This is a genomic window from Furfurilactobacillus milii (genome assembly GCF_021654115.1).
Classification (GTDB): domain Bacteria; phylum Bacillota; class Bacilli; order Lactobacillales; family Lactobacillaceae; genus Furfurilactobacillus; species Furfurilactobacillus milii.
Window position 1 is genome coordinate 48,879 of the sequence record NZ_JAIWJF010000003.1, and the last position, 25,829, is coordinate 74,707.

General features: G+C 41.6%; 23 protein-coding genes and 1 pseudogene. 19 read left to right on the top strand and 5 right to left on the bottom strand.

Going from position 1 to position 25,829, the window contains the following annotated elements; all coding sequences use genetic code 11:
• The first annotated feature begins 5 nt into the window (after positions 1-5).
• Positions 6-809: an alpha/beta fold hydrolase gene (locus tag LDK34_RS04685; protein WP_178942326.1), complete on the top strand. Its 804-nt coding sequence runs from the start codon at positions 6-8 to the stop codon at positions 807-809.
• A 174-nt stretch (positions 810-983) separates the two neighbouring features.
• Here LDK34_RS04685 and LDK34_RS04690 read toward each other — a convergent pair whose 3' ends face one another.
• Complete coding sequence (locus tag LDK34_RS04690) at positions 984-1,424, bottom strand: ArsC/Spx/MgsR family protein (protein ID WP_178942327.1); 441 nt, start codon at positions 1,422-1,424, stop codon at positions 984-986.
• A gap of 258 nt (positions 1,425-1,682) precedes the next feature.
• Here LDK34_RS04690 and rbsR point away from each other — a divergent pair, with 258 nt between their 5' ends.
• Positions 1,683-2,690, top strand: a complete 1,008-nt coding sequence (rbsR, locus tag LDK34_RS04695) for a ribose utilization transcriptional repressor RbsR (RefSeq protein ID WP_178942328.1) — start codon at positions 1,683-1,685, stop codon at positions 2,688-2,690.
• Between the two features lie 78 nt (positions 2,691-2,768).
• Here rbsR and LDK34_RS04700 read toward each other — a convergent pair whose 3' ends face one another.
• Together LDK34_RS04700 and LDK34_RS04705 are read right to left on the bottom strand one after the other, a co-directional pair.
• Positions 2,769-3,059 (bottom strand): helix-turn-helix transcriptional regulator, encoded by a 291-nt coding sequence (locus LDK34_RS04700; protein ID WP_178942329.1) that lies wholly within the window; start codon positions 3,057-3,059, stop codon positions 2,769-2,771.
• Positions 3,060-3,361: 302 nt separating this feature from the next.
• Positions 3,362-4,276, bottom strand: coding sequence for a LysR family transcriptional regulator (locus LDK34_RS04705; protein ID WP_236941524.1), 915 nt, complete (start codon positions 4,274-4,276; stop codon positions 3,362-3,364).
• Positions 4,277-4,477: 201 nt separating this feature from the next.
• Here LDK34_RS04705 and LDK34_RS04710 point away from each other — a divergent pair, with 201 nt between their 5' ends.
• Entirely contained in the window at positions 4,478-6,322 is a 1,845-nt protein-coding gene (locus tag LDK34_RS04710; RefSeq protein WP_236941525.1) for an FAD-binding protein, read from the top strand.
• 89 nt (positions 6,323-6,411) lie between these two features.
• Here LDK34_RS04710 and LDK34_RS04715 read toward each other — a convergent pair whose 3' ends face one another.
• Positions 6,412-6,765 (bottom strand): type II toxin-antitoxin system PemK/MazF family toxin, encoded by a 354-nt coding sequence (locus LDK34_RS04715; RefSeq protein ID WP_225439157.1) that lies wholly within the window; start codon positions 6,763-6,765, stop codon positions 6,412-6,414.
• A complete protein-coding gene (locus LDK34_RS04720; protein WP_178942332.1) occupies positions 6,752-6,976 on the bottom strand; it encodes an antitoxin of toxin-antitoxin stability system in 225 nt (74 codons plus the stop codon). The genes LDK34_RS04715 and LDK34_RS04720 overlap by 14 nt, the downstream gene beginning before the upstream one ends.
• A gap of 296 nt (positions 6,977-7,272) precedes the next feature.
• Between LDK34_RS04720 and rbsD the strand changes: the two genes are divergently transcribed.
• The 16 genes and pseudogenes from rbsD to argS all read left to right on the top strand — a co-directional run bounded on the left by rbsD (position 7,273) and on the right by argS (position 25,774).
• On the top strand, positions 7,273-7,668 hold the full coding sequence (gene rbsD / locus LDK34_RS04725; RefSeq protein WP_017262869.1) for a D-ribose pyranase: 396 nt from the start codon (positions 7,273-7,275) through the stop codon (positions 7,666-7,668).
• 57 nt (positions 7,669-7,725) lie between these two features.
• Positions 7,726-9,063 (top strand): L-fucose:H+ symporter permease, encoded by a 1,338-nt coding sequence (gene fucP, locus LDK34_RS04730; protein ID WP_347880575.1) that lies wholly within the window; start codon positions 7,726-7,728, stop codon positions 9,061-9,063.
• A gap of 96 nt (positions 9,064-9,159) precedes the next feature.
• Positions 9,160-10,080, top strand: coding sequence for a ribokinase (rbsK, locus tag LDK34_RS04735; RefSeq protein WP_026017234.1), 921 nt, complete (start codon positions 9,160-9,162; stop codon positions 10,078-10,080).
• A 126-nt stretch (positions 10,081-10,206) separates the two neighbouring features.
• The gene (locus LDK34_RS04740) at positions 10,207-10,719 is read left to right on the top strand and encodes a helix-turn-helix domain-containing protein (RefSeq protein WP_236941526.1); all 513 of its coding nucleotides are present in this window, start codon (positions 10,207-10,209) and stop codon (positions 10,717-10,719) included.
• A gap of 274 nt (positions 10,720-10,993) precedes the next feature.
• Positions 10,994-11,767 carry an IS3 family transposase gene (locus LDK34_RS04745; protein ID WP_236357429.1) on the top strand — a complete coding sequence of 258 codons (774 nt, stop codon included), beginning with the start codon at positions 10,994-10,996 and terminating at the stop codon, positions 11,765-11,767.
• A 348-nt stretch (positions 11,768-12,115) separates the two neighbouring features.
• Positions 12,116-13,651, top strand: coding sequence for a YfcC family protein (locus LDK34_RS04750; RefSeq protein ID WP_178942334.1), 1,536 nt, complete (start codon positions 12,116-12,118; stop codon positions 13,649-13,651).
• 112 nt (positions 13,652-13,763) lie between these two features.
• Positions 13,764-14,468 carry a B3/B4 domain-containing protein gene (locus LDK34_RS04755; RefSeq protein ID WP_178942335.1) on the top strand — a complete coding sequence of 235 codons (705 nt, stop codon included), beginning with the start codon at positions 13,764-13,766 and terminating at the stop codon, positions 14,466-14,468.
• A gap of 558 nt (positions 14,469-15,026) precedes the next feature.
• Positions 15,027-16,259: an arginine deiminase gene (gene arcA, locus LDK34_RS04760; protein WP_178914292.1), complete on the top strand. Its 1,233-nt coding sequence runs from the start codon at positions 15,027-15,029 to the stop codon at positions 16,257-16,259.
• Positions 16,260-16,290: 31 nt separating this feature from the next.
• Entirely contained in the window at positions 16,291-17,328 is a 1,038-nt protein-coding gene (argF, locus tag LDK34_RS04765) for an ornithine carbamoyltransferase (protein WP_236941527.1), read from the top strand.
• A gap of 71 nt (positions 17,329-17,399) precedes the next feature.
• Positions 17,400-18,824, top strand: a complete 1,425-nt coding sequence (gene arcD / locus LDK34_RS04770; protein WP_178942337.1) for an arginine-ornithine antiporter — start codon at positions 17,400-17,402, stop codon at positions 18,822-18,824.
• 12 nt (positions 18,825-18,836) lie between these two features.
• Positions 18,837-19,967 (top strand): aminotransferase, encoded by a 1,131-nt coding sequence (locus LDK34_RS04775; protein ID WP_236941528.1) that lies wholly within the window; start codon positions 18,837-18,839, stop codon positions 19,965-19,967.
• 20 nt (positions 19,968-19,987) lie between these two features.
• The gene (gene arcC, locus LDK34_RS04780; protein WP_178942339.1) at positions 19,988-20,926 is read left to right on the top strand and encodes a carbamate kinase; all 939 of its coding nucleotides are present in this window, start codon (positions 19,988-19,990) and stop codon (positions 20,924-20,926) included.
• Positions 20,927-21,076: 150 nt separating this feature from the next.
• Positions 21,077-21,754 carry a Crp/Fnr family transcriptional regulator gene (locus LDK34_RS04785; RefSeq protein WP_236941529.1) on the top strand — a complete coding sequence of 226 codons (678 nt, stop codon included), beginning with the start codon at positions 21,077-21,079 and terminating at the stop codon, positions 21,752-21,754.
• A gap of 19 nt (positions 21,755-21,773) precedes the next feature.
• Positions 21,774-22,226 (top strand): arginine repressor, encoded by a 453-nt coding sequence (locus LDK34_RS04790; RefSeq protein ID WP_017262960.1) that lies wholly within the window; start codon positions 21,774-21,776, stop codon positions 22,224-22,226.
• Between the two features lie 107 nt (positions 22,227-22,333).
• Positions 22,334-23,811, top strand: a pseudogene (locus LDK34_RS04795) (amino acid permease).
• Between the two features lie 274 nt (positions 23,812-24,085).
• The gene (gene argS, locus LDK34_RS04800) at positions 24,086-25,774 is read left to right on the top strand and encodes an arginine--tRNA ligase (RefSeq protein ID WP_178942341.1); all 1,689 of its coding nucleotides are present in this window, start codon (positions 24,086-24,088) and stop codon (positions 25,772-25,774) included.
• Positions 25,775-25,829 lie beyond the last annotated feature (55 nt).

Genomic DNA, 25,829 nt, shown 5'->3' on the forward strand with positions numbered 1-25,829 from the left:
CGAGCATGCAATTTATAACCAGCGATGGCGTTAGACTCGAATATGATGATGTTGGTACTGGTCAACCAATTGTCATTATGACGGGTTTTGCAGGCAATAAAGAGATCTGGCGGTCACAGGTCGCGGCACTGTTTCAAGCGCACTTTCGGGTAATTAATTTGGACCGTCGTAATCATGGTCAATCAGAATCCACCGCCAAGGGATTACGGATGAGTCGACAGGGCAAAGATTTGGCAGAATTACTGGATTATCTGCATCTTGACCATGTTGATCTGATGGGCAATTCAATGGGTGCTGCCGTGGCCTGGGCGTATTGTTCGCTTTATGGTGATCACCGATTGCGCCGCATGATTTGTGTCGATCAATCACCCAAAATGATTAGCGATCATGGTTGGCCGTATGGCATGCTTGATCTTAACTGGGAAAATTTTCCAGAAGCAACTGCCAAAATGTTACAAGTGCACACCACTTACAAACGGATTAATGATGAGACTTATCAGGCAGTCAAGAAAGCCCAGGTTGGTCATCGCTTTAACGAACAACTGAACCAACCATTGCTGTGGGATCATGCGTTTCAAGATTGGCGCGATGTTTTGCGACAGTTAAGCATTCCCGTGTTGTTTGTTGCTGGTGCACACAGTCCATTTTGGTCGCCCAAACATGCGGTGGCAGCAGCAGAAATGACACCAAATGGCGCATCGTTTATCGTGCCGGAAGCTGGTCACATTGTGATGGCTGAACAACAAGAGCGATTTAATGAACGCATGCTGGCCTTTTTAAAGACAGCTGTACCAGTCTCAGCATCATAAACACCTCACGAACGTACAATGTGCATGTATAACGTTTTATTGAAAACGCTTTATTGAATGATTATCATTATTTTATCATGGTTTGAATCGTTTTTGATACAAAACCTAAAAACACCCTCTGAATTGCTAATCACTCGGATGTCCGACCGTTAGTTTATCATCAGAGGGTATTCTTTATTCAACATTACTGCTTGTTTCTGTTTGGGATTCACGTAACAGCATGGTACTCAACTCTTGAACCCGGACACTTCGCGGTAGAAACACGCGGATATCGTCCTGCGAGAACCCCGTTTGCAAGATGTGAAGGTGTTCGTCATAAATAATTGGAAAATGTAAAAGACGGATATTCGCAATCATGGCAGTTAACAATGCTTGTAAGGACATTGCTTCTGGATCATGATTTTTGATAAACGCAGCGTATGCGAGTGACTGGAAGGAAAGCAAATCATCAACGCCATTTTCGGAGGCCATTAAAAATTGCTTCAATTCATCAATCGTCAATTCTGGTTGGTCTACATGGACACGCTGCTCAGTGAAAGCAACATCATGTTGAGTTAACCAACGGACTGCCTGACGAGAGGGTAAGTTTGACGGGATCGTATAAATTTTAATCATGATATTCATCTCCATTTATAGTGCAATTAATGTTTCTAGGATGAGTATAAATAGTTATTTTTTTGAATAACAATATTTATGTTAAGTTGTAAATTCGCCGAACAAACGCGAAAACAAGTCGATTTATTTTCAATATAATGGCGAACAAAATGCAGTCTCACGCGGATCTGTGCACTTTATAGAGAGTGAATATGCTATGATATTCGTAACATAAAAAACTTATAATTTAACCGAACTTATGGGGGTTGAAAAGTAAAAATGGCAAAGCGGGTAACGATTAAAGACGTCGCAAAGACTGCTGGACTGTCGATTACGACGGTTTCCCAAATTCTCAACGGGAAGGGCGAAAGATTTCCTGCCGCAACACAAGAAAAAGTGATGAAAATTAGGGATCAGTTAGGATACGTTCCTAACTTTAACGCTCGTAATCTAATCAGCCATTCAATGAAGACTGTTGGAATTATCGTGCCCAACTTAGTAAATCCATTCTTTGCCATGTTTTTGCGTGGCATTCAGGATGCGATGTACGAGCACGAATGTGTACCGATGATTTTAAGCGCAGATCGCGATGAAAAATTAGAACATTATTACCTACGGACACTGGTTGAACGCGGTGTGGATGCGATGATTATCGCTAGTTCCGCTGTCGGTAATGACGAAATCAATGGTTTACTCAAACGCAATAACGTGCCGTACTTATTGTTTGACCAAAACGATCCCATTAACGAAGGGGACCGAATCATTGTCGACGATGAACGTGGCGGTGAGTTGGCCACTTCCCATCTCATCGAGGCAGGTCATCAAAAAATCGCTGTGGTTTTACCAGACCGACCATCACAAAATGTGCGTTTGCGACTAGCCGGTTACCGCAGTGCATTGGTTCGTCACGGCATTGTCTTTGATGACGAGCTTGTCTTTTCAACACAGTTGTCAAAGGCCGGTGGTTGGGCCATCGCCCAAAAAGTGATTGATTCTGGCGCAACGGCCGTGTTCTGCGTCAACGATGAAATGGCATTAGGGCTGTTGAGAGGCATTAATGCGTTGGGAAAGCACGTACCCGCGGATTTATCGGTCGTAGGTTATGATGACATCGATCTGGATGACTATGTGGTGCCGCGTTTAACCACGATTCACCAGCCCGTTTATGATATGGGCACATGGGCTAGTCAGATGATTATGAGTCGTTTGCGAGAACCAGAACATGCGCCACAGTTGAAGGTGGTTGACGTTTCGTTAATCAAACGTGATTCTGTGCGTAAAATATAAACGAGATAATAAAAGGGATTGAAATGGTCGACAGCGCTTTGCTAGCTGTGAGCATTTCAATCCCTTTTGATATCATGTTTACCGTACAAATTTTAATTCAACATGCGCGCCAACACTGTCAGCGATTTGTTGCAAGGTTTCCAGTCGTGGATTCATAATGCCGGTCTCAATGCGAACAATCGTCGATTTCGCCAGACCGGCCTTTTTTGCCAGCACAGCTTGTGTGTAACCGAGTTCATGGCGAAACTCATATAAAGCAACGGCGGCGTTGCCTGTGCTGACGGTCTGATCGTAGGCTTTTTGAAACTTTGGATTTTTAAGTTCTTGTTGAATGAGGGTGTCCATGGTTTGGGGAGTGTTATTGCTCATGATTGTTTCTCCTTAGATGCATTTCACGACTGCGTTTGGCACTGTCAATTTGTCTTTATGCTTATTCAAAAAGTAGCATTAACGCCACTTTTTTTCAAACTTTTTCGCTTATGAATTAATTTTTTTGGACAACGTTCATTAATTAAAGGCAAAGCGTCTTACCGGATTTGCTAATAGTCATTAGCACTAATTTTGCCTCATAGAAGGAACGGCGTTGATGGGCGGTGCAACGGTCAATCGCATTCATATTAGGCGTTGACTACAAACTTTAATGCTGGATATAGCTTGGTATAATATCTTATTCAGAAATTAAAATCCATTTGCAGAAAGTCTGCAATCACCGCATTTGCGGCCGCCTGTTTATTAATTTGTGCGACGACGCTTAGACTCAATTCATCGCTGGGCAAACGAATGGCTGTGACATCGGCGATTAACTTACCGGTTTCGACAAGTGAGTTTGGCACAATGGCAGCCCCCATGCCTTTGGCAGCCAAGCGTTCTGCGGTAATCAAGTTTGCTGTGACAAACGTGCGCCATGGATGAATGTTATGAGCGGCCAGGTAGCCAGAAACAATTCGTTGGAAACCGGAATCACCGCGTTCGACAATTATTTCCTGACGGGGAAAGTTGAATAAAATGGTCTCTAAATTGGTGTTCACATCTTGACTGTTAACGTTTGCCAACGCATTTTTAGGCATTATCAGTGTGCATCCCTCTGAATATAGTGGAATGTGTGTGATTTCGGGTTGTGGCGTCGGCGCAACACCAAAGTAAATATCCAGTTGGTTACTGGTCAGAGCCTGTTCACCTTGTGCTGGGGGCAATTCATGTAACTCAAGGGTGACTTCGGGATGGCGACGGTGAAACGCTGGCAATAAGTTTGGCAACAATATTGAACCGAGTGACTGGGTAACCCCTAAACGGAGTGTCGCATGTTTCGCCGTTTTAAACGCCTGTGTGGTGGTAATGACACGATCAACTTGGCTTATCAGCACACTCATTTGATTGAGATAGTAATTGTCGGCTGCTGTTAATGACAGGGGATGGGTACTTCGATCGACCAAACGGACACCTAGTTCTGTTTCGAACCGCTTGAGTTGTTTGCTAACGTTTGGCTGCGTAAGATACATTTCGTTTGCGGTATCAGAAATGCTACCAGTCGTTTGTAGAGAACTGAGAATGCGCAGTAATTGTTGATTTTGATTCATTGTCGTCATTAAAAGAGCCTCCAATCTTTATGCCATTTTAGGCATATCATCTCACTTAAAAAGATATTTCACAATTGGGACAAAAGCAGTAACAATGATGGTGTGTGATATAAAGCAGTCAGTTGAATGCATTTAGAATGGATTGCTCATTATTCAACAAGTAAACAAATTCACTGATTTGAGTTTGTTATCAAATATGGAGGAAATATGATGGCAAAAATAAATTGGGCACGAACATATGATGTCGTTGTCATTGGCTTTGGCGCAGCTGGCGCAACTGCCAGTCGGTTTGCTGCCGACAATGGGGCAAAAGTCTTATTAGTAGATGCAGCACCATTAGGGCACGAAGGTGGTAATACACGTTACGCTGGTCAGGTCGTTCTAACTGGGCATGATCGTGCTAAGACCAAGCGTTATTTCAAGCAGATGTTTAACAGTATTAAAATAGAAGATGAAATGTTGGATACGTATGTTGACGGAATTAATCAAATTCCAGCGTATATGCATGATTATCTCGATGTCGATGAACCGGTTAGTTACAACAAAACGCATCGTGATCCGGGTTGGCAGGACTTTGCACATGGCCTTTCGCCAGAATATTCAGAATTCGATGGGGCCGACGCGATCGATTTGACGACGGTACATGATGGTTTCTTTGACGCCACATTATGGAAGAACTTGCGTCAGCATGTGACGGATCGGACTGACCAGATTGACGTTTGGTTGGAGAGTCCGGCAATGCGTTTGATTCAAGATCCCGAATCAAAGATGATTACGGGTGTTACAGTTAAGCGCAATGGTCATGAGGTTAACATTGCGGCCCGTAATGGTGTGGTCATGACGATGGGTGGATTTGAAAATAATAATGACGATATTCAAAACTTCATTGGTGTACCTAAGTTGAAGGTGATTGGGACCTTGTACAACAAGGGTGATGGAATTCGGATGGCACAAGAAGTTGGCGCTAGTTTCTGGCATATGCACAGTTATGAAGGATACGGTTTTGACACTGGCTTTACGTTTGAAAATCCGACTGAAGAACGGGGCAAATTTATTCTTGGCGCCTGGCCTGAACTATCGCATGGCAGTATTTTTATTGCTGCGGATGATGGTAGTCGTTATGTACGTGAGGATGAAAATGGACGTCATGGTCATGCTTACGAACATGGTCAATGGCATAACCCAACGGTTTACGCGCATCCTCATCTAATTTTTGACCAAGCCCAGTACGACACGATCAAAGGACAGGGTAAGTTACCATATCCTGACTTCTTTAAGCTGGTTGTTAAAGCGGATACGATTGAAGCGCTTGCTGAGAAGATCCAGGCCGATCCTAAAGTGTTGTCACAAACGGTGGCTTCCTTTAATCGCTTTGCCGATGCAGGTCGCGATGATCAATTGGGTCGTGACGGCGATAGCATGCGTGCATTAGATGACGGACCATATTATGCTGTTGAACTGGCCACTGCAGTGCTTAATACCCAGGGTGGTGCCAAACGAAATGCGAAGGCTGAAGTGCTAAACGCTGCCGGCGAACCAATTCCCCATCTATATTCTGCTGGTGAGTTTGGTGGCATCAATGCCAATCAGTATAACGGTGGTGGTAATCTTGCTGAATGTTTGATTTTTGGCAAGATTGCAGGTGAAAACGCCGCAGCACCAAAGCAGGATAAGGTTAGTGATTCTGACCAAACAGCTACGGATGCGGACACGTCTGCTTCGATTCATGAAGATTCTGAGACTGACCTTGGTGGCAACGATTTGGTGGATAATGCTACCAACTACACGGTTGGCGATAACCAATATCTAGGTAGTGCTAACAACGGTATTGGTGGTCAAATCGTGGTTCGGGTAACTTATGCGGATCAACACATTAAAAATGTCGAAGTGTTGCAGGAAAGTGAAAGCGAAGACGTTGGTCGTAAAGCGGTGGAGGAGATTCCCCGTGAAATCGTCGCGCAAAACACAGCTGACGTTGATGCCGTTTCCGGTGCTTCGTCATCCAGCCGGGCTGTTAAGACGGCGGTTAAGGATGCGTTGAGTAAGGTTAAGTAAAAGTTGGGATCAGTTAGTTTTTACAATTAGATGCAAAGTTAAAAAGCACTCTATTCCATCGAAATTTTGATGAATAGAATGCTTCTTTTTTAGTCGTACATTAACTGTTTCAGTCTTTGCTGTAAAAATGCATAATTGAAACTTGAAACAATTTCTCCGGAAAATTCAGCGCGCCGCTTTTTAACTGAGAAGGTATGCAGTTGTAACGGATTTATAAAACCATCGATACCAACATTAGTTTGAATGGGGATAAAAAAATCTTTTAGTCTATTGTCTACACCGTGTGTAATCGGAACAACTAAGGTAAGTCCAGTTATTGAAGTATACCCTTTAGAGCTGATAACGACAGCTGGACGACGTTTAGTGATTTCTTCTCCTTGACTAGGGCTGAAGTTAATCCAAATAATATCCTGACGATCAGGAACGTAATTATTCAAATTCATCTGCATCGACCTCAAATCCTTCATCTAATTCAGAACCGCTGTGAGCGGCAATGTACTTAGGGTCTGTGAATGGATTACTCTTCTTAGGCAAGTAAATAATTGCACCATCACGTCCTTCGAAAACATCGAAAGTGTCATATTTCGGATGAATTTCGTGTGGAACCGTTAAAACATTTGATGAACCAACTTTGCGTATTTTGACAGATTTCATTTGATTAGGCCTCCCTTGTATATATACTATATATCTTTTACTATGCTTTGTCATAGTTTTCCTCTTTTCTGTGTCATTACTAGATAACATACGTGATTCCTGGAGTGGGTAACGCGAACCAACCAAATTAATTCAAGAAAACACTTGAAAGCCTTTCCAAACTATGATATATTTTTCACATTGATTTTCAATAAAACGTTTTACTAAAAACAGTGAGCTTTCATGGCTCACTTAAAATTATTTAAGTAAAACGTTTTACCAATGTAAACGTTATTCAAACCGAAGGGAGCAACACAATGAAGAAGACAACAGTAATTAACTCAGATCTATCGCGTGTGATTTCAAATATGGGTCACATGGATTGGTTATCAATTGGGGATGCCGGCATGCCGGTACCCGCAGGAACAGAGAAAATTGATCTAGCAGTTACCAAACAATTGCCAAGTTTTATCGACGTTCTAAAGAATGTTTTGGCTGAATTAGAAGTACAACACATTTATTTGGCAGAAGAAATTAAGACGGTCAACCCTGAGCAATTGACGGCAATCAAGCAATTGTTGCCTGACACGCCAATTACGTTTGTACCGCACAGCGAATTAAAAAAAGACCTCAGTAAGACACACGCCTTTGTTCGCACTGGCGAAATGACGGCGTACTCAAACATCATTTTGGAGAGTGGCGTGACATTCTAACTGTCAGCCATCATTTTATAGGAGCATAGAAATGGAAGAGACGAACATGCAACAAACTTGGTTAAGCAATTATCAGACGGGTATTTATCCCGTACACCAATGTTTACCTTCTTATTAGTATCGATGATTTTCCCATTGTGGGGTGCCGCAGCTAGTTTAAATGACATCTTGATCACACAATTTAAAACCGTTTTCCAACTGAACGACTTGGCAACAGCCTTTGTTCAAAGTGCGTTTTACGGTGGCTATTTCTTGATTGCCATTCCGGCATCGCTGGTTATTAAAAAGAGTTCATACAAGTTTGCCATTATGATTGGCTTGTTTGCTTACATTGTCGGATGTAGCTTATTCTTCCCGGCATCACGAATGGCAACGTACAGCATGTTCCTAGTTGCTATTTTTGCGATTGCCATTGGGTTGAGTTTTCTGGAAACAGCGTGTGACACATATTCTTCCATGCTGGGACCGAAAAAGACGGCCAATGCGCGGTTAAACTTTTCACAAACCTTAGTACCGCTTGGTGATATGCTGGGTATCGTGCTAGGAAAATACCTGATCTTTGGTAACGGTGGGAACTTATCTGAAAAGATGTCTCACATGGCACCAGCTGCTCGTCAGGCTTATGGCGAAAAAATGTTGCAGTTAACATTGCAACCTTACAAGTACATTCTTGGCGTGCTGCTGATTATCTTTGTGATTATTGCCTTTACAAAAATGCCAGCCGCTAAGGCCACTGCAGAAGGCGCTGAAGAAGCAACCACCGCTGATGCAAAGGCTGAAAAGGTAACATTACGTGAAACATTGAAGTATCTTTCTCATAACAAACGTTACCAACGTGGGGTTATGGCCCAATTCTTCTACGTTGGTATGCAGACAACCGTTTGGTCATTCACCATTCGTTTGGCCTTAAACCTAAACCATTCAATTAGTGATTCCGCTGCCTCAACGTTTATGATTTTCAGTTACGCAATGTGGTTCTTTGGTAAAGTAGTGGCCAACTGGTTGATGAATCGTTTCTCAATTACGAAAGTTTTGACCATTTATTCATTCCTAGGAACATTGTCATTATTGGCAACATTCTTGATTCCAAACATGACGGCAGTTTACACCGCCATCTTAGCCAGCTTCTTCTTCGGCCCCGAATGGCCAACGATTTATGCACACACACTGGACACAGTTACCGAAAAGAAGTACACCGAAACGTCTGGTGCCATTCTGGTTATGGCCATCATTGGTGGTGCAGTAATGCCATTGTTGCAGGGTGCCGTTTCTGATCTGACGACAATGCAATTTTCATTCATCGTGCCAGTTATCTGTTTCGTCATCGTAACGACATACTTCTTCTTTGAACATCGTTATGAAGTTGCACATCCAGAAACTGTTGCGGAACACTAAAAGCATCGTAAGCACTACTCTTGTTTAGGTGTTTTATGGTAAATTGTTCATAGAACAATTTATGCGATTTATTATTGAATATAAAAGGGGACAATTATGGCGAACAAAGTCGTTGTATTAGGAAGTCTAAACATGGATTCCATCCTACGGATTCCACGTCTGCCACTTGGCGGCGAAACTATGGAAATGACGGATAAAAGTTCTGCACCTGGTGGTAAGGGTGCTAACCAGGCTGTTGCTGCTGCTCGTGCTGGCGCACAAACATCATTCATCGGTAAAGTTGGTGCTGACGATGCCGCTGAAGTATTGCGCGATGCTTTGAAGTCAGACAACATTAGTGTTGAACATGTCACGACGGATGAACAACGCGGTTCTGGTCAAGCGTTCATTTTATTGCAAGAAAGTGGTCAAAACTCGATTCTTGTTTACGCTGGTTCTAACCAGTCATTAAGTAAGGCCGATGTTGATGCTGCCAAAGATGTGATCAAAGATGCCGATTTCTTGATTTCTCAATTTGAGACACCAATTGAAACGACGACGTATGCATTTGAGTACGCGCAATCCGTTGGCGTAACGACCATCTTAAACCCAGCACCAGCGATCCCAACGATCCCAGCTGATCTATTAAAGGTCACTGATTTGATTGCACCAAACGAAACAGAATCCGCAACCATCACTGGTATCGAAGTGACTGATGCCGCTTCAATGTTGTTGAACGCTGCTAAGTTCGCTCAAATGGGTTGTAAGGAACTGATCATTACCGTTGGTGCCCGTGGCGCCTTTTATGCGAACCAGAACGGTAGTGGTTTCGTTGATGCATTCAAAGTGAAGGCCGTTGACACAACAGCTGCCGGGGACACATTCCTTGGCGCTTTAAGTTCACAATTGAAGCCAGACTTCAGTAACATGCGTGAGGCCATTACGTTTGCTAACCACGCTTCATCGATTACTGTTCAACGTCTTGGTGCTCAGCCTTCAATTCCAACACTGGATGAGATTAAGGCAGAATATAAATAAGTAAGTTACCGATTTTGAGTTCGGTAAAAGACATCATTCATGAAAGCTGTTGCTTTTGTGATAATCCCTTCATGATTGACAGATGAAATATCATAATTCATCTATCAATCATGGAGGGATTTTTCTATGCCTAGATCAAGACATACAACACGACAAAAACTGGCAATCATTATGGAGTATCAGCAACAAGAAATTTCTTTAAGCACCTTCGCCAAGATGAAGCGAATTACCCCCAAGACACTTAAACGTTGGATTGGACTTTTCCAACGATATGGACCCGCAGGATTACAAGCAGTGCGAAACAATGCCCACTATTCTCAAACGTTTAAACTAAGGGTCGTTCAAGCATACTTGGCAGGCGAAGGTACACTTGAAACGCTTAGCATAAAATTTGGTTTACGTGGAACACGACAACTTGAAGAATGGATTTCAAAGTATAATGGAGACAAATTAACGGCTTCGCCGTCTAGAAAGCAGGTCCCCATCATGAGTCGAAAAACAACTTTCGAAGAACGCATTGAAATTGTCGAATACGTTGTTAAGGGTGAACATAGTTACACTGAGACAGCTAATCATTTTCAAGTTTCATATCAACAAGCTCGTTCATGGGTCTTGAAGGCCAAAAATGGTGGTTATTAGGCACTAGTGGATAACCGTGGTCACCGCAAACCAGAGCACGAACTAACTGATTTAGATAAGGCCAACCTCCGCATTCGCCAGTTAGAATCGCAGCTCAAAGATCAGGAGTTATATAAAGCATTCGCAAAAAAATTACAGGAACTTCAGCGCAAGGGGTGAATCAACAACACCGACTGGCCTACCACGCAATCAAGGAAGTCAGTCAAGGACAGCAGGAGCCATCACAAAGTTATTAGGCCTTATTGGGATCAGCCGTCAGGCCTATCATAAAGGTTTGAATCGTTCAGAGACTGCTTGGGAGCAGCGAGACCGAGCACTTAAGGAACGAACACAGTATTGGTTCGATTTTCATCACCAAGGTATCGGAGCTGGAAATCTCTTGATCAATCTCCAACATGATAAATTGATTGACTTCGCAGTTACGATAAAAATGGTTCGTCGTGTGATGCGTGAACTCGGACTGAAATGTCAAATTCGGGTTAAGAAACATCATCGACGTAAAGAAAGTGAGCAGTATATCTTAGACAACGTGCTCAACCAGGACTTTGACGTGGAGGTGCCCAATGAGGTCTGGCTGTCTGATTCAACAGAGTTAACGTACGGCGTAAACGGCCAGTACAAGATGCGCTTAAGTGGCGTCATGGACCTCTATGGACGCCGATTGTTGTCTTACAATCTTAGCGTTACTGAGACTGCGGCAGCGGAGATTCAAGTTTTTCACCGTGCGTTTGAGGCATCTGGCGATGTTCATCCACTGGTGCATACGGATCGTGGCCCAGCGTACACAGCCGGAGCATTTAATAACTTTTTAAGTCGTCATCATGTCCCGAGAAGCATGTCTCGTCCAGGAACACCATATGATAACGCCCCAATGGAACGCTGGTGGAATGAGTTCAAACTTCGCTGGATGGATCGTCATCCGCTGGCAAAGACCTACCAAGAGCTCGTGGAGTTGGTTGAAGACGGCATCGAATACTTCAATCATCATAATCGTTCGGCACAAAGAAACGGCCTCACTCCAGATGAATACTGGAATGAAGCCGTTTAGAGACAAACAAAAGTTTATATTATTTCATCTGTCAACTTGACAGGGCCTAGTGCAGTGAGCGGCCTTTTGTGAGTTTTAAAAAAGTGGCGTCACTACGATGATATTTTTTCCAAATACCTAAATGTTAGATTTGTCGCAAACATAATGCAAAATTGACTGACACTGCCTTGAGATGTTTCTATCAGTTATCTCTAATGTATTGAATTCGTTATTTACTTTGTCATACTGAATTTATTCAATGTTTTGTAGCTGCTTTTGAAAGCGCTTTCTATTTCTAAAAAGAAACGTTATTCAAATTTGTGTTAGCTACGTTTAGTGACAAAAATTTAGTTGTTGGGGGAGTTCATAATGACCAGTACGATCAAGAAAAGGTTTCACATTAAAATGCCAGGTGCATTCACGATTTTATTTTTCCTTACGATTGTCGCAGTGATGCTTACGTGGTTTGTACCGGCTGGCAGTTACGCGAAAATGCAGTATAGTAGCAATCATTTACAAGTTACGTCACCGACCGGTATTAAAAGTTCTTTGCCTGCGACGCAGGAGACGTTGAACAAATTACATGTGAAAATTGATATCGCACAGTTCAAGTCAGGTGCAATTAGTAAACCAGTTTCGATTCCGAATACATATAAACGGTTAAAACAACATCCGGCAAGTGTTCTCAGTATTTTTACCAGTATGGTTAATGGCACTATTGAAGCCGTTGACATTATGATTTTCATTCTAGTTTTGGGTGGTTTGATCGGAATTGTTAAAGCAAGTGGTTCCTTTGAAGCGGGTTTAATGGCTTTAACGAAAAAAACAAAAGGTCATGAATTTGCTCTCGTATTTTTAGTGGCAGTTTTGCTACTTCTTGGCGGTACACTTTGTGGAATTGAAGAAGAGGCCGTTGCATTTTATCCAATTTTGGTACCAGTTTTTATTGCCATGGGATATGATTCGATTGTTTGTGTTGGAGCAATATTTTTGGCAAGTTCTGTGGGCACCACATTTTCAACAATTAATCCGTTTTCAGTCGTTATTGCTTCAAACGCGGCGGGCACGAATTTTACTCAAGGTCTAGCTGGTCGTGTTGTCGGGTTAATCATTGCGGGATGTTTTGTTCTTTGGTATTTGTACCGCTATGCTCGAAAGGTGCAGCAGAATCCTAAGTTTTCCTATTCATATGACGATCATGATTCATTTAATGAAATGTGGTCCGTTTCCTCAGAAAATGCAACTGACCTAACCTTTGATGCAAAGAAGAAACTGATTTTGATACTGTTTGCAATGGCCTTTCCAATTATGATTTGGGGAGTAATGGCAGAGGGATGGGCATTTCCCGACATGGCTTCGTCATTTCTGATAATTGCAGTGATTATCATGTTTATTACGTGTTTTGGAAAACATGGACTGGGCGAAAAGGGTGTTGTTGATGCATTCGTTAGTGGTTCTTCAAGTCTGGTAGGAGTTTCTTTAATTATTGGTTTGGCACGAGGTATTAACTTAGTACTCAATAATGGATACATTTCCGATACTATCCTGCATGCCTCTACGCAAGCTGTTTCTCATATGAGTGGTCCGTTATTTATCGTTGTCATGATGTTTGTCTTCTTTGTTCTTGGTTTTATCGTGCCATCTTCATCTGGATTGGCTGTGTTGGCCATGCCAATTTTGGCACCACTTGCAGATACGGTAAACATTCCACGGTACACGGTGGTAACGGCCTATCAATTTGGACAGTACGCGATGTTATTTCTAGCGCCGACAGGTTTGGTTATGGCGACATTGCAGATGTTGGATATGAAATATTCGCATTGGATTCGCTTTGTTTGGCCTGTCGTAGTGTTCGTACTTGTCTTCGGTGGTGGCTTATTAGTGGCGGAAGTATTGTTGTCCTGACACTGTGCTACTAATTCGGGATGAATGGCAATTAACGAGCTAAGTGATTCCCTGGTTATGAAGACAGATGAGTACATTCAAGAGAAATCATGCATAAATCGACGCGAGAAGTATGGACATGTTTTCTGTTAGCCCGGCATTTTGGAAACTGTTCCCGGAGGTTAAGATTGCAATCATCACGGTGCATAACATTAACAATCAGGATAGAACGCAGGTTCCAGATAGCGTGTTACAACATGCAAATGAGATTGCACCTACATTGATTCCAGATGAACCAATCAGCAACAACGGGATTGTTCGAGCATGGCGTGATGCCTTTAGAAAATTTAAAACGGATAAAGGTGCACGTAGAGCAATTGAAAATCTATTAAAGAGGGCAAAAAATGGCAACCCAGTTCGTTCGATTAACCCTTTGGTGGACATATATAATTCTGTTTCCTTAGAATATGGGTTTCCAGTTGGCTGTTTAGACTTAGACAAAGTTAATGGCCAACTTGAGTTAACGGTAGCAAACGGGACTGAACATTTCTCCGCAATTGGGGAAAATGATGACGAAATAGCAGTGCCTGGTGAGGTGATTTATCGTGACGATACTGATGTAACTAGCCGTCAATGGGCATGGCGTGATAGTTCTCGAACAGAAGTAACTGAGACTACAAAAAATGTTGTAATGTACATGGAGTGTTTAAAGCCGGAATGGCAGGTGCAATATAGAAATGCAATTGCTTGTCTTGAAAGACGTCTTAAACACTACTTGAACACGACCTGTACTATAACTTTTGTGTCCACAGCAAAATCGAGCACACAGTTTAATTAGGAATTATGATTTGAAAAACAATTAACAAACTCAACAAAAGGTAAGGCATGAGGTACTTAGAGTACCATGCTTTGCCTTTTTGTTTTTCCGGCGTAAATGCGAAGTGAGCAGCGTTTTTAAAGTTGGTCGGGAAAATAATTAACGGTCAAGGATGGATGATTGCAATAAAAATGTGATTTGACTTGAAAGAATATGCAGTCAGTGGGGACGAACTAATTAGACCATCAAATAATTAACCTTGTTTGCAAACCCAGTGTAATTAATTATTATCGTTTGACTTTGAAATGGTGGGGATGCATGTGAGGTGCCCAGATCTAGTATGTGGAAACTAATAAATTTTCAAAATGGTGTAACAGCTTTGTAATATTTTGATTATTTTCATAAGTTTTCAGTTTTTCTTTATAAATCGCAGTCCAAAATGTATACGCTTTCAAACCTTGCATATTTTATATACAATGCGAACTATTTCGCATTTTTGATGATAAATAGGCAAAACTTTGAAACCGCTTTCAGCAATACACTTCATGTGTAATAAAAAACAAACAGGAGGCTACAAAGATGACATCACCAATTCATGTTCGTTCTGAGATTGGCAAGTTGAAGACTGTTTTGCTAAAACGACCTGGCGAGGAAATTGAAAATTTTACGCCAGATATGATGGAACGTTTGTTGTTTGATGACATTCCGTACTTACCAATTGCTCAAAAGGAACACGACAACTTTGCTCATGTTCTTGAGGAAAATGGTGCTGAGGTTTTATACCTCGAAAAACTGTCAGCAGAAGCAATTGATGCTGGAGATGTAAAGAAGCCGTTTCTTGAACAAATGTTGGCTGAATCTGGATATGCTGCCGGTTCAACTCATGATGCACTTTATGAATATTTGTTCAGTATGAGCACGCAACAAATGGTTGACAAAATTATGGCTGGAATCAGAAAAAATGAGATTGATTTTAAACCAACCGATCTTGTCAGTGCAGCCGAGGATTCAACGTATCCATTTTATATGGACCCAATGCCAAACTTGTACTTTACTCGTGATCCAGCGGCTTCAATCGGTGATGGATTAAGTATCAACCATATGACTTTTACCGCACGCAGACGTGAGTCTCTGTTCATGGAAACGATTATTAAATATCATCCACGTTTTGCTAACCAAGGCGTTCATGTATGGCGTGATCGCAATCACGATACGCGGATTGAAGGTGGGGATGAACTGATCCTGAACAATCACGTTATGGCCATCGGTGTTTCTCAACGGACATCGGCCGATGCTATCCAAGACATTGCCCGCAACTTATTTACAGAGGACAGTGGCTTCGACACGATTATTGCCATTCATATTCCGCATAACCACGCAATGATGCACTTAGATACTGTGTTCACCATGATTAACAAAGATCAGTTTACCGTTCATCCAGGAATTTTGGGTGATGGTGGAAAAATTGATACTTGGACGTTGCACCCATCAGATAACGAAGATGGTTTCACCATTGAACACAATCAAGATTTACAGGCCGTGTTGAAAAAAGAACTCAAGCTATCTGAACTTGATTTAATTCCAACCGGTAACGGTGATCCAATCATTGCAGGCCGTGAACAATGGAACGATGGTTCGAATACATTGGCAATCGCCCCAGGTGTTGTTGTGACGTATAACCGTAACTACGTTTCAAATGAATTGTTGCGTAAGCACGGTTTGAAAGTTATTGACATTCTCTCAAGTGAACTATCAAGAGGCCGTGGGGGTCCACGTTGCATGAGTATGCCATTAGTTCGTGAGGATCTGTAGATCATAAATAGAGATAGGGAAGGTTTTAAAAATGACAGAAAAAGATCAATTTGATGTGTCTGAATTACAAGGACGTAGTTATTTAGCTGATAAGGACTTTACACCAGCAGAGGTTCAGTACCTGGTTGACTTTGCGCTCCACTTGAAGCACTTAAAGAAACGGAATATTCCACATCACTATTTGGAAGGTAAGAATATTGCTTTGCTTTTTGAAAAAACTTCGACACGAACAAGGTCCGCATTTACCACTGCTGCAATTGATTTAGGTGCTCACCCAGAATTTATGGGTGCTGGTGACATTCAATTGGGCAAGAAAGAATCAATTGAGGATACCGCTAAGGTGCTCGGCAGTATGTTTGATGGAATCGAATTCCGTGGTTTTGCTCATAAGGATGTTGAGGAACTTGCTAAATATGCAGGCGTGCCAGTTTGGAATGGCTTAACGGATGAATGGCACCCAACTCAGATGATCGCTGACTTTATGACGGTTAAGGAAAACTTTGGCCATCTGAAAGGCCTAACGTTGACATTTGTCGGAGACGGCAGAAATAACATGGCTAACAGTTTGTTAGTTGCAGGTGCAATGCTTGGCGTTAACATTCATATTCTGGCACCTAAAGAGTTACATCCAGCTCAAGATGTTGTTAACATTGCCCAAAAGTTTGCCAATGAGAGTGGCGCAAAACTACTAATCACTGACGACATCGACGAAGGTGTTAAGGGATCGAACGTTATTTACACTGATGTCTGGGTTTCAATGGGCGAAACTAACTGGGAAGAACGGGTTAAGTTGCTAACACCTTATCAAGTCAACATGGACATGATGAAAAAGACGGGAACACCTGATGATCAATTGATCTTTATGCACTGTCTGCCAGCCTTCCATGACACCAAGACATCATATGGACAAGATGTTGCGAAGAAATACGGCATTACTGAAATGGAAGTTACTGACGAAGTATTCCGTTCTAAGTACGCGCGTCAATTTGAAGAAGCGGAAAATCGTATGCACTCCATTAAAGCAATGATGGCAGCTACACTTGGTGACTTGTTCATTCCAAAGATGTAACTGATGCTGCATGACGAGTGTATAGATTGAGTTCTATACGCTCGTTTTTATTTTAAATGGAGGTCGAAAAAATGGAACCTGAAAAAAAGGGGATTGGCCTACCAGCCTTAGTTGCGCTGGTTGTAAGTTCTTCCATTGGGGCAGGAATCTTTGCTCTGACATCAAACTTGTCGAGCGGCGCGGCCGCCGGCCCAGCTCTGATCGCCTGGGTAATCGTTGGCTTTGGCATTTTAATGCTTGCGCTATCACTTAGCAACCTAGGCAACAAACGTCCTGATTTGGAAGGAATATTTACGTACGCCGAGGATGGTTTTGGTCACTTTGCTGGCTTTGTCAGTGGATGGGGCTATTGGTTATCTGCTTGGCTAGGGAATGTTGCTTTTGCCACCGTTTTAATGAGTTCGCTGGGCTACTTCTTTCCAGCGTTTAAAGGTGGACAGAATGTACCCTCTATCATTGTCGCCAGTATTGTGTCCTGGATTTTAACGTGGGTTGTTAATCGCGGAGTTGAGAGTGCTGCTGCTATTAATGCGATCGTGACAATTTGCAAGATCATCCCATTATTTGCGTTTATCGTTGTTGGAATAGTTTTGTTTAAGGGACACATTTTTACCACAGATTTCTGGACGAATGTGGCCAGCCACGCAGGTCGTACTGATAGTATTTGGACCCAAGTCAAAAGTACTATTTTAGTTCTTATGTGGGTATTCGTCGGTGTTGAAGGCGCCACTATGATGTCGTCACGAGCGCGTAAAAAGTCCGATGCCAGCAAGGCAACGATTATTGGTTTGATTTCACTATTAATTATTTATGTTCTTGGATCAATGCTGCCGTATGGCTATATGAGCCAAGAAAAACTAGCAACAATTCAGCAACCGGCTATGGTTTATATCTTCAAGGATATGTTGGGAACTTGGGGCGGTGCGTTCATTAGTGTTGGACTTATTATTTCCATTTTAGGTTCATGGCTTTCTTGGACGATGTTACCGGCAGAGACCATGTTGCTCATGAAGAAGAGTAAATTGTTGCCACCAATCTTTGGACGTGAGAACAAACATAATGCACCCACGTTCTCGTTAATTATGACGGGTGTACTAATTCAGTTGTTCTTGTTGTCACTGTTGTTTGCTAAAAATGCCTATACTTTTGCGCTGTCACTTTGTACGGCAGCAATTGTTATCTGCTACATCTTCGTCGGAATGTATCAAGTTAAGTATTCGTGGCAACATCGCAGTGAAAAAGGTTCGATGGGTCAGATGTGGATTGGTGTATTTGCCACTGCATTTCAGGTTTTTGGTATCTTGATGGCTGGCTGGCAGTACTTACTACTATGCCTAATCGTTTATGTGCCAGGAATTTTCTTCTACGCCAAGGCCAATAAAGACAATGGGGCAGGTCACTATCTATCGAAGATGGAATGGGTTGCTTCAATAGTAATCACAATTGCGGCCATTGTCGGAATTGTATTGCTGAGTAAAGGATTGATCGCCGTTTAAGTGGAGGCAGATATGAAGATCGCAGGATTCGGTGTTGAAGAATGGCTGAATAAGTGGGAAAAATCTGCTACTTACGATATCTCACAAAGTACGATTTCATCCATGACTATGGCTGAATTGTTGAGCTTGGACGGTGTGAATGGCCAGACATTTTACGCATCGTTAAACAGAGAAAAAATGAATTACGGATGGATTGAAGGATCACCTGAATTTAAAAAAGAGGCAGCAAAATTATATCAACATGTACCTGCCGAAAATATTTTACAGACAAATGGAGCTACTGGTGCTAATCATCTGGCTTTGTATTCCCTGATTGAGCCCGGAGATCATGTCATTGCGGAATATCCAAGTTATCAGCAACTGTACGATATTCCTAAGTCTTTGGGAGCAATAGTAGATTACTGGCACATTCGTGAAGACAATAATTGGAATCCAGACATTGAAGAGCTGAAGCAGTTAATTAAACCAAACACAAAAATGATTTGTTTGAATAACGCCAATAATCCGACAGGAACCATTTTAGATCGTAATTTACTTCAACAGATTGTTGAACTGGCCAAAGAGGTTGGCGCTTATGTTTTGGTGGATGAGGTTTACCTGCCGCTTGACGATCCAGACAGTTTTGTTTCAATTGCCGATTTGTATGACAAAGGCATTGCGACCAACTCGTTATCAAAGACATATTCTGTCCCGGGAATCCGCTTGGGATGGACCGCGTCAAACAAAGAGGTCGCTGATATATTTCGCAAATATAGAGATTACACCATGATTTGCGCAGGGGTTTTCAATGATTTATTGGGAACTTATGTACTGAAAAATCGTGCACGTGTTTTGACTCGAAATTCTCAAATTGTGTTGCATAACTTGTCCATCTTGAAAGAGTGGGTGGCTCAAGAACCTAAAGTTAGCATGATTTTTCCACGCGCAGTATCAACATCCTTTGTGAAGTTAGATATCCAACCTGAACAGACAGAGCAGTTTTGCATTGATCTGCTTAAAGATGAAGGCGTGTTGTTGGTACCTGGTAACCGTTTTGATATGCCTAGTCATGCACGGCTTGGTTACTGTACTGATACTGCAACGTTACAGGAAGGATTAAAACGTTTGTCGTCGTTTCTTCACAATAGCAAATACGCAAAGTAATTAAAAAAGAGGTAAATAAAATGGGTAAAAAAATTGTTGTTGCACTGGGAGGCAATGCCATTCTGACGGATGATGCGTCTGCAACGGCGCAACAGAAAGCACTGCTTGAAACTGCTGAATATTTGGCAGAGTTCATAATCCAAGGGAATCAGTTAATTGTTTCGCACGGTAATGGTCCGCAAGTTGGTAACTTGTTGTTGCAAATGGCCGGTGGATCGACCGATAAGAATCCAGCAATGCCACTAGATACAGATGTTGCAATGACACAAGGATCGATTGGTTACTGGCTTCAAAATGCTTTGGGGCGTGTCCTGCGTGAAAAAGGCATCGATAGAGATGTCGCAACTGTTGTTACCCAAGTACTAGTTGATGCAAATGATCAGGCTTTTAGCAATCCCTCAAAACCGGTCGGACCATTTTATGATGAAGCTGGTATGAAAAAGGCCAAAGCCGCTAATTCAGATTTCACTTTTGTTGAAGATGCAGGCCGCGGGTATCGTCGAGTGGTTCCGTCACCAAGACCTGTTGGCGTTCAGGAGTATAGAACAATCAATACCATGGTAGCGAATGATATTGTGCCGATATCTGTAGGTGGCGGCGGCGTGCCTGTCGTTAAAGACGGCAATCAGTTGGTAGGCCGTGAAGCTGTGATTGATAAAGACTTTGCTTCGGAAAAGTTGGCAGAACTCGTTCATGCAGATCAACTTATTATTCTGACAGCGGTTGATAATATTTATGTCAATTTCAATAAGCCGGATCAGAAAAAATTAGAGCATGTAACTGTTGCTGAATTGAAACGATACATGGACGAAAATCAATTTGCAAAGGGTTCAATGTTACCAAAGGTGCAGGCCGCTATTGAGTTTGTTGAAAAAAGTGGCGGAACCGCAGTGGTGACATCGTTGCAGAACGTTGCTAATTATTTAAATGATGGCAGCGGAACGATTATTACTAAATAAAAAAGTGACATCGACTGAGTGATAGAATTATTCATGCCGTGTACTTTTTATGAACAGTAATTCAAATAATGTTAAAAATGATTAGTGAAAATTAACGATGAGCTGATGTCTTAGGTCGTTATTTCAATTTATAAATTTTGGGAGGTGCCTATGGTTCCACACTCTGACTATCCAAAATACATGGCCTTGCTGCAGACGAAACCAGAATTTTCTAAATTTACAGAGAATGAAATGCAAATTTTTTCTCAGGATGTTGTGTTTAAAAAATATTCGAAGGGCCAAGCCCTATATGATCAAGGCGATAAGCGCGACAAATTTTATTTTTTGATTGATGGAATTATCAGAACAGAACGATTTGATGAAAACGGCGAATTTAACTATTACGAATATGTTAACAAGAATCACGGGTTTCCATACCGTGGTTTATTCCACGACCGGGAATATTCATACACCGCCCGGGCAATGACAAAAATAACAATCGCAGTGTTCTCGATGTCGACAATTGAAATTATTCTCAGACAGAATAACGCGATGATGGAACTTGTCATTCAGGAAATGGGTCAAATCATTAGTCAAAATGAAGACCAGTTACAGAACATGGTTAACTCATCAGCCAGTGATCGCGTGCGTCATGCGTTAGAAATTTTCGGGTATCGACTTGGACAAAAAGATGAGAACGGGCAAATACATGTAGATTATCCCGTGACTTTAATTGAGTTGGCTCAAGTGAGTGCAACAACTCGTGAGACGGCCAGTGCAGTTGTCAGTGAGTTGATAGCAGATCACAAAATTGCGTACGTGCACAAAAAAATCACTTTTTTGAACTAAAAATTGAGGATGTTGAGACATGAAACGTGAAGATCGTCAAACAGAGATTTTAAAGATTATTCGATCACAAAAAATAAGCAGCATTACTGAATTACGCGGTGTGCTGGCTGAGCGTGAAATAAACGTAGCAATGGCAACATTGTCACGAGATTTGCAGTCGTTACGAGTTGGCAAAATTATGGATTCGGAAACAAAAGTGCGATATTTTGCACAACAATCGATAGAAAAGGACCCTAGTGATGAATTACTAGTAGAGGTTCGAGATGAAGTGACGGATGTGATTGTGAACGATTTTATCGTTGTTATTAGGACCGTACCGTATTGGACTGATTCTATTTCTGATTTAATTGATCGTTCAGATTTTCCTGAAGTGGTCAGTACTCTAGCTGGCTACGACAATATGTGGGTATTGACTAAAGGAAATCAAGATGCAACTCGGTTTGCTAATCGTATTCGTGCCTTAATGGGATAAATGACAACAAATCTGAGAAACTGGTGAAAAGATAAATTATGAATTGCAAGTTGAATCAATTAGTGGAAATCGCACAATATGACATCGATGAGTGAGGAAGGGTGAGTATGGAAGATCCTGTCGAGGATAACAAAAATAGGATGAAACGTTCGTTAAAGACCCGCCACTTATCGATGATTGCATTAGGTGGCAGCATTGGCACTGGATTATTTGTCGCAAGCGGCTCAGCTATCTCAACTGCTGGGCCAGGCGGTGCATTAGTTGCTTACATTGCGATCGGAATTATGGTCTACTTTTTAATGACAAGTCTAGGTGAAATGGCGACTTATTTACCTGTTTCAGGATCTTTTGCTGCTTATGCAACGCGTTTTGTCGATCCAGCGCTTGGCTTTGCCATGGGATGGAATTACTGGTTTAATTGGGCAATCACAGTGGCCGTTGATATCAGTACAGTTTCACTTATCATGCATTTCTGGTTACCGAATGTACCCGGATGGATATTCAGTATTATTGCGTTAATTCTTATTTTCACTATCAATGCGATATCCGTTTCATCATTTGGGGAAACTGAGTATTGGTTGGCCATTATTAAAGTCGTAACGGTACTAATCTTTCTAGTGATTGGGCTGATGAGTATTATTGGCATTATGGGCAGACAGGGAACTGGTTTAAAATATTGGAATTATCGAAGTGGACCGTTTGTGAATGGCATTCCCGGAATTTTAAGCGTGTTTGTAGTTGCAGGTTTCTCATTTCAGGGTACTGAATTAATCGGTATTACGGCAGGAGAGTCAGCCACTCCAGAAAAAAGCATTCCGAAAGCAATTCATCAGGTGTTTTGGAGAATTTTAATTTTCTACATTTTTCAATCCTAGTTATTTCACTGATAATTCCTTATACCAGTCCGACCTTACTAGGCTCATCTGCAAAGGATATTGCTATTAGTCCATTTACTGTTGTATTTCAACGTGCCGGATTGGCAGGAGCTGCAAGCATTATGAATGCTGTGATTCTGACTTCTGTCATTTCAAGCGCTAATTCAGGTATGTATGCGTCTACCAGAATGTTGTATTCAATGTCACTTCAAGGATATGCGGCTAAGTCGTTTGGGTTAGCTAACAAGCGAGGAATTCCAATTTTTTCGCTATTACTAACAACTTTAATTTCGGCATTAACGTTTTTGACGAGTTTTTTTGGCCCAAAGCTGTACCTTTTCTTGGTTTCAGCCAGTGGTCTAACAGGTTTTATTGCGTGGATAGGAATTGCTATTTCACACTATCGCTTTCGGCGCGCTTTTATCAAGCAGGGACATAAGTTATCGGAGTTGCGGTATCATGCTCAGCTGTTTCCTTTCGGACCACTGCTAGCACTTGTACTCTGTATTTTGGTTATTATCGGACAAAACCTGAAATCTTTTGCAGATTTTGATTGGATGTCAATTGGTGTAACGTATATGAGTATTCCGCTATTTTTGATTTTGTTCTTGTATTACAAAATGCGTTATAGAACTACATTAATTCCATTGTCTAAGGTAGATCTAAAGTCGACTATTCGTGACGATGAATTAAAACAAAATAAAGCATGAATTGAATAACGATTTGCTTTTCGGAGTTACTGTTTGTTACCATGCAAATGTGATGTTTGATGATAAGAAAGTAGTAGGGTCGATATTGACAACAGCAAATTGGGGATGATGAGAGCCCAGTGTTGATGCTACCTGAAGGCGTGTTCTTTAGAACGACATTTAAATATTTAAATGAGTGGATTTTATCAATTAGAGTGGTACCGCGGGCAAACTCGTCTCTTTTCATGGCTATTAGACATGGAGAAAGACGAGTTTTTTTGAAAGGAAGAAGAATATGGATTATAAACAACAAATTGCGGAGGCACTGTCGAAACCATTAACGGATGTGCTGAGTACAGAACAAATAAAGAAATTAATTGAGACGCCGAAAACGTCAACGATGGGTGATTTAGCTTTTCCAACCTTTACATTGGCCAAATCGATGCATCGCGCGCCTAATGATATTGCTGCAGATGTTTTATCCAAAATTGATCAGAGTAATTTTGAAAAGGTTGTTCAAGCTGGTCCGTACATTAACTTTTTCTTGGACAAAGGTCAATATGCCAATGAAGTACTGGGTACAATCTTGCAGCAAGGTTCTCATTACGGAGACTTTGATGAAGGACACGGTGGAAATGTGCCAATTGATATGTCATCGCCAAACATTGCGAAGCCGATGTCAATGGGACACTTACGCTCGACTGTGATTGGTAACTCAATTGCCAATTTGCTGACTAAACGTGGCTATCATCCAATTAAGGATAATCATCTTGGAGACTGGGGAACGCAATTTGGAAAGCTCATTACTGCATATAAAAAATGGGGTAACGAGGCTGACGTTCGAAAGGATCCTATAACGAATTTGGTTGCTTATTACGTTAAGTTTCACCAAGAAGATGTTGAACATCCCGAGTTAGATGATGAGGCCCGTGAATGGTTTAAAAAATTAGAAGACGGAGACGAAGAAGCTAATCGCTTATGGAAATGGTTTAGTGAAGTTTCCCTCAAAGAATTCCAAAAAGTCTATGATTTACTCGGTGTGAAATTCGATCTTTATAATGGTGAAGCCTTTTATAACGATAAAATGCAGGAAGTCATCGACATTTTAAAAGAAAAAAACTTATTGGTAGAATCTCGTGGTGCCGAAATTGTTAACTTGGATGAATATAAGCTTAATCCAGCTTTGATTTTAAAAAGTGATGGCGCGACTCTTTATATTACTCGTGATCTAGCAACGGCAATTTATCGTGAACGTGAATTTAACTTTGCTCAAAATCTCTACGTTGTTGGTAGTGAACAAACGTATTATTTCAAACAGGTTAAAGCTGTGTTGTTAAAGATGGGATTTAAGTCGGCCGAGCATATGGAGCACATTCCATTTGGTCTTATCACAGTGAACGGTAAAAAATTGTCGACGCGTTCCGGGCGCATTATTTTACTTGAGGAAGTTTTAAACGATTCAATCGCTTTAGCAAAAAAGCAGATTGAGAGCAAAAATCCGGATTTGAAAAATAAGGATGAAGTTGCTCGTCAGGTCGGTGTTGGTGCCGTTGTCTTTAATGATTTGAAAAATGAACGTATTTTGAACATTGATTTTAATCTGGAAGATGTCTTGAAGTTTGAAGGTGATACAGGTCCTTATGTTCAGTACACAAATGCCCGTGCTCAAAGTCTGTTAGCTAAGGCTGGGGTTGAACTTCAACAAGGAAATTATGCTTTGACTGATGAAAAGGCGTGGAACACCATTAAATTACTCGATGAATTTCCAAATATCGTCAAGGAAGCTAATGATGAGCATGAACCATCAGTAGTTGCTAAGTACACATTGCATTTGGCACAAGCCTTTAATAAGTATTATGGCAATACTAAGATCCTAGTTAAGGATGGCGATTTAGACAATCGGTTGGCCTTAGTGAAAAGTGTCAGTGTAGTGTTAACCGAAGCGTTGCGTTTGCTGGGTGTTCAGGCGCCAAGTGAAATGTAGCCTTTTAATAGGTACTTGTGAATACTAAAAGGCTTTTTAACACGGTTGTAAGCCT

Bases quoted from the DNA above. Each gene is read 5' to 3' on its own strand.
- LDK34_RS04755 (WP_178942335.1), top strand. From the start codon at position 13,764: ATGGACATGTTTTCTGTTAGCCCGGCATTTTGGAAACTGTTCCCGGAG.
- rbsD (WP_017262869.1), top strand. From the start codon at position 7,273: ATGAAGAAGACAACAGTAATTAACTCAGATCTATCGCGTGTGATTTCA.
- LDK34_RS04690 (WP_178942327.1), bottom strand. From the start codon at position 1,424: ATGATTAAAATTTATACGATCCCGTCAAACTTACCCTCTCGTCAGGCA.
- LDK34_RS04750 (WP_178942334.1), top strand. From the start codon at position 12,116: ATGACCAGTACGATCAAGAAAAGGTTTCACATTAAAATGCCAGGTGCA.
- arcA (WP_178914292.1), top strand. From the start codon at position 15,027: ATGACATCACCAATTCATGTTCGTTCTGAGATTGGCAAGTTGAAGACT.
- LDK34_RS04740 (WP_236941526.1), top strand. From the start codon at position 10,207: ATGCCTAGATCAAGACATACAACACGACAAAAACTGGCAATCATTATG.
- argF (WP_236941527.1), top strand. From the start codon at position 16,291: ATGACAGAAAAAGATCAATTTGATGTGTCTGAATTACAAGGACGTAGT.
- LDK34_RS04705 (WP_236941524.1), bottom strand. From the start codon at position 4,276: ATGACGACAATGAATCAAAATCAACAATTACTGCGCATTCTCAGTTCT.
- argS (WP_178942341.1), top strand. From the start codon at position 24,086: ATGGATTATAAACAACAAATTGCGGAGGCACTGTCGAAACCATTAACG.
- LDK34_RS04790 (WP_017262960.1), top strand. From the start codon at position 21,774: ATGAAACGTGAAGATCGTCAAACAGAGATTTTAAAGATTATTCGATCA.
- LDK34_RS04715 (WP_225439157.1), bottom strand. From the start codon at position 6,765: ATGAATTTGAATAATTACGTTCCTGATCGTCAGGATATTATTTGGATT.
- LDK34_RS04710 (WP_236941525.1), top strand. From the start codon at position 4,478: ATGGCAAAAATAAATTGGGCACGAACATATGATGTCGTTGTCATTGGC.
- arcC (WP_178942339.1), top strand. From the start codon at position 19,988: ATGGGTAAAAAAATTGTTGTTGCACTGGGAGGCAATGCCATTCTGACG.
- LDK34_RS04685 (WP_178942326.1), top strand. From the start codon at position 6: ATGCAATTTATAACCAGCGATGGCGTTAGACTCGAATATGATGATGTT.
- rbsR (WP_178942328.1), top strand. From the start codon at position 1,683: ATGGCAAAGCGGGTAACGATTAAAGACGTCGCAAAGACTGCTGGACTG.
- LDK34_RS04700 (WP_178942329.1), bottom strand. From the start codon at position 3,059: ATGAGCAATAACACTCCCCAAACCATGGACACCCTCATTCAACAAGAA.
- LDK34_RS04720 (WP_178942332.1), bottom strand. From the start codon at position 6,976: ATGAAATCTGTCAAAATACGCAAAGTTGGTTCATCAAATGTTTTAACG.
- rbsK (WP_026017234.1), top strand. From the start codon at position 9,160: ATGGCGAACAAAGTCGTTGTATTAGGAAGTCTAAACATGGATTCCATC.
- LDK34_RS04785 (WP_236941529.1), top strand. From the start codon at position 21,077: ATGGTTCCACACTCTGACTATCCAAAATACATGGCCTTGCTGCAGACG.
- LDK34_RS04775 (WP_236941528.1), top strand. From the start codon at position 18,837: ATGAAGATCGCAGGATTCGGTGTTGAAGAATGGCTGAATAAGTGGGAA.
- arcD (WP_178942337.1), top strand. From the start codon at position 17,400: ATGGAACCTGAAAAAAAGGGGATTGGCCTACCAGCCTTAGTTGCGCTG.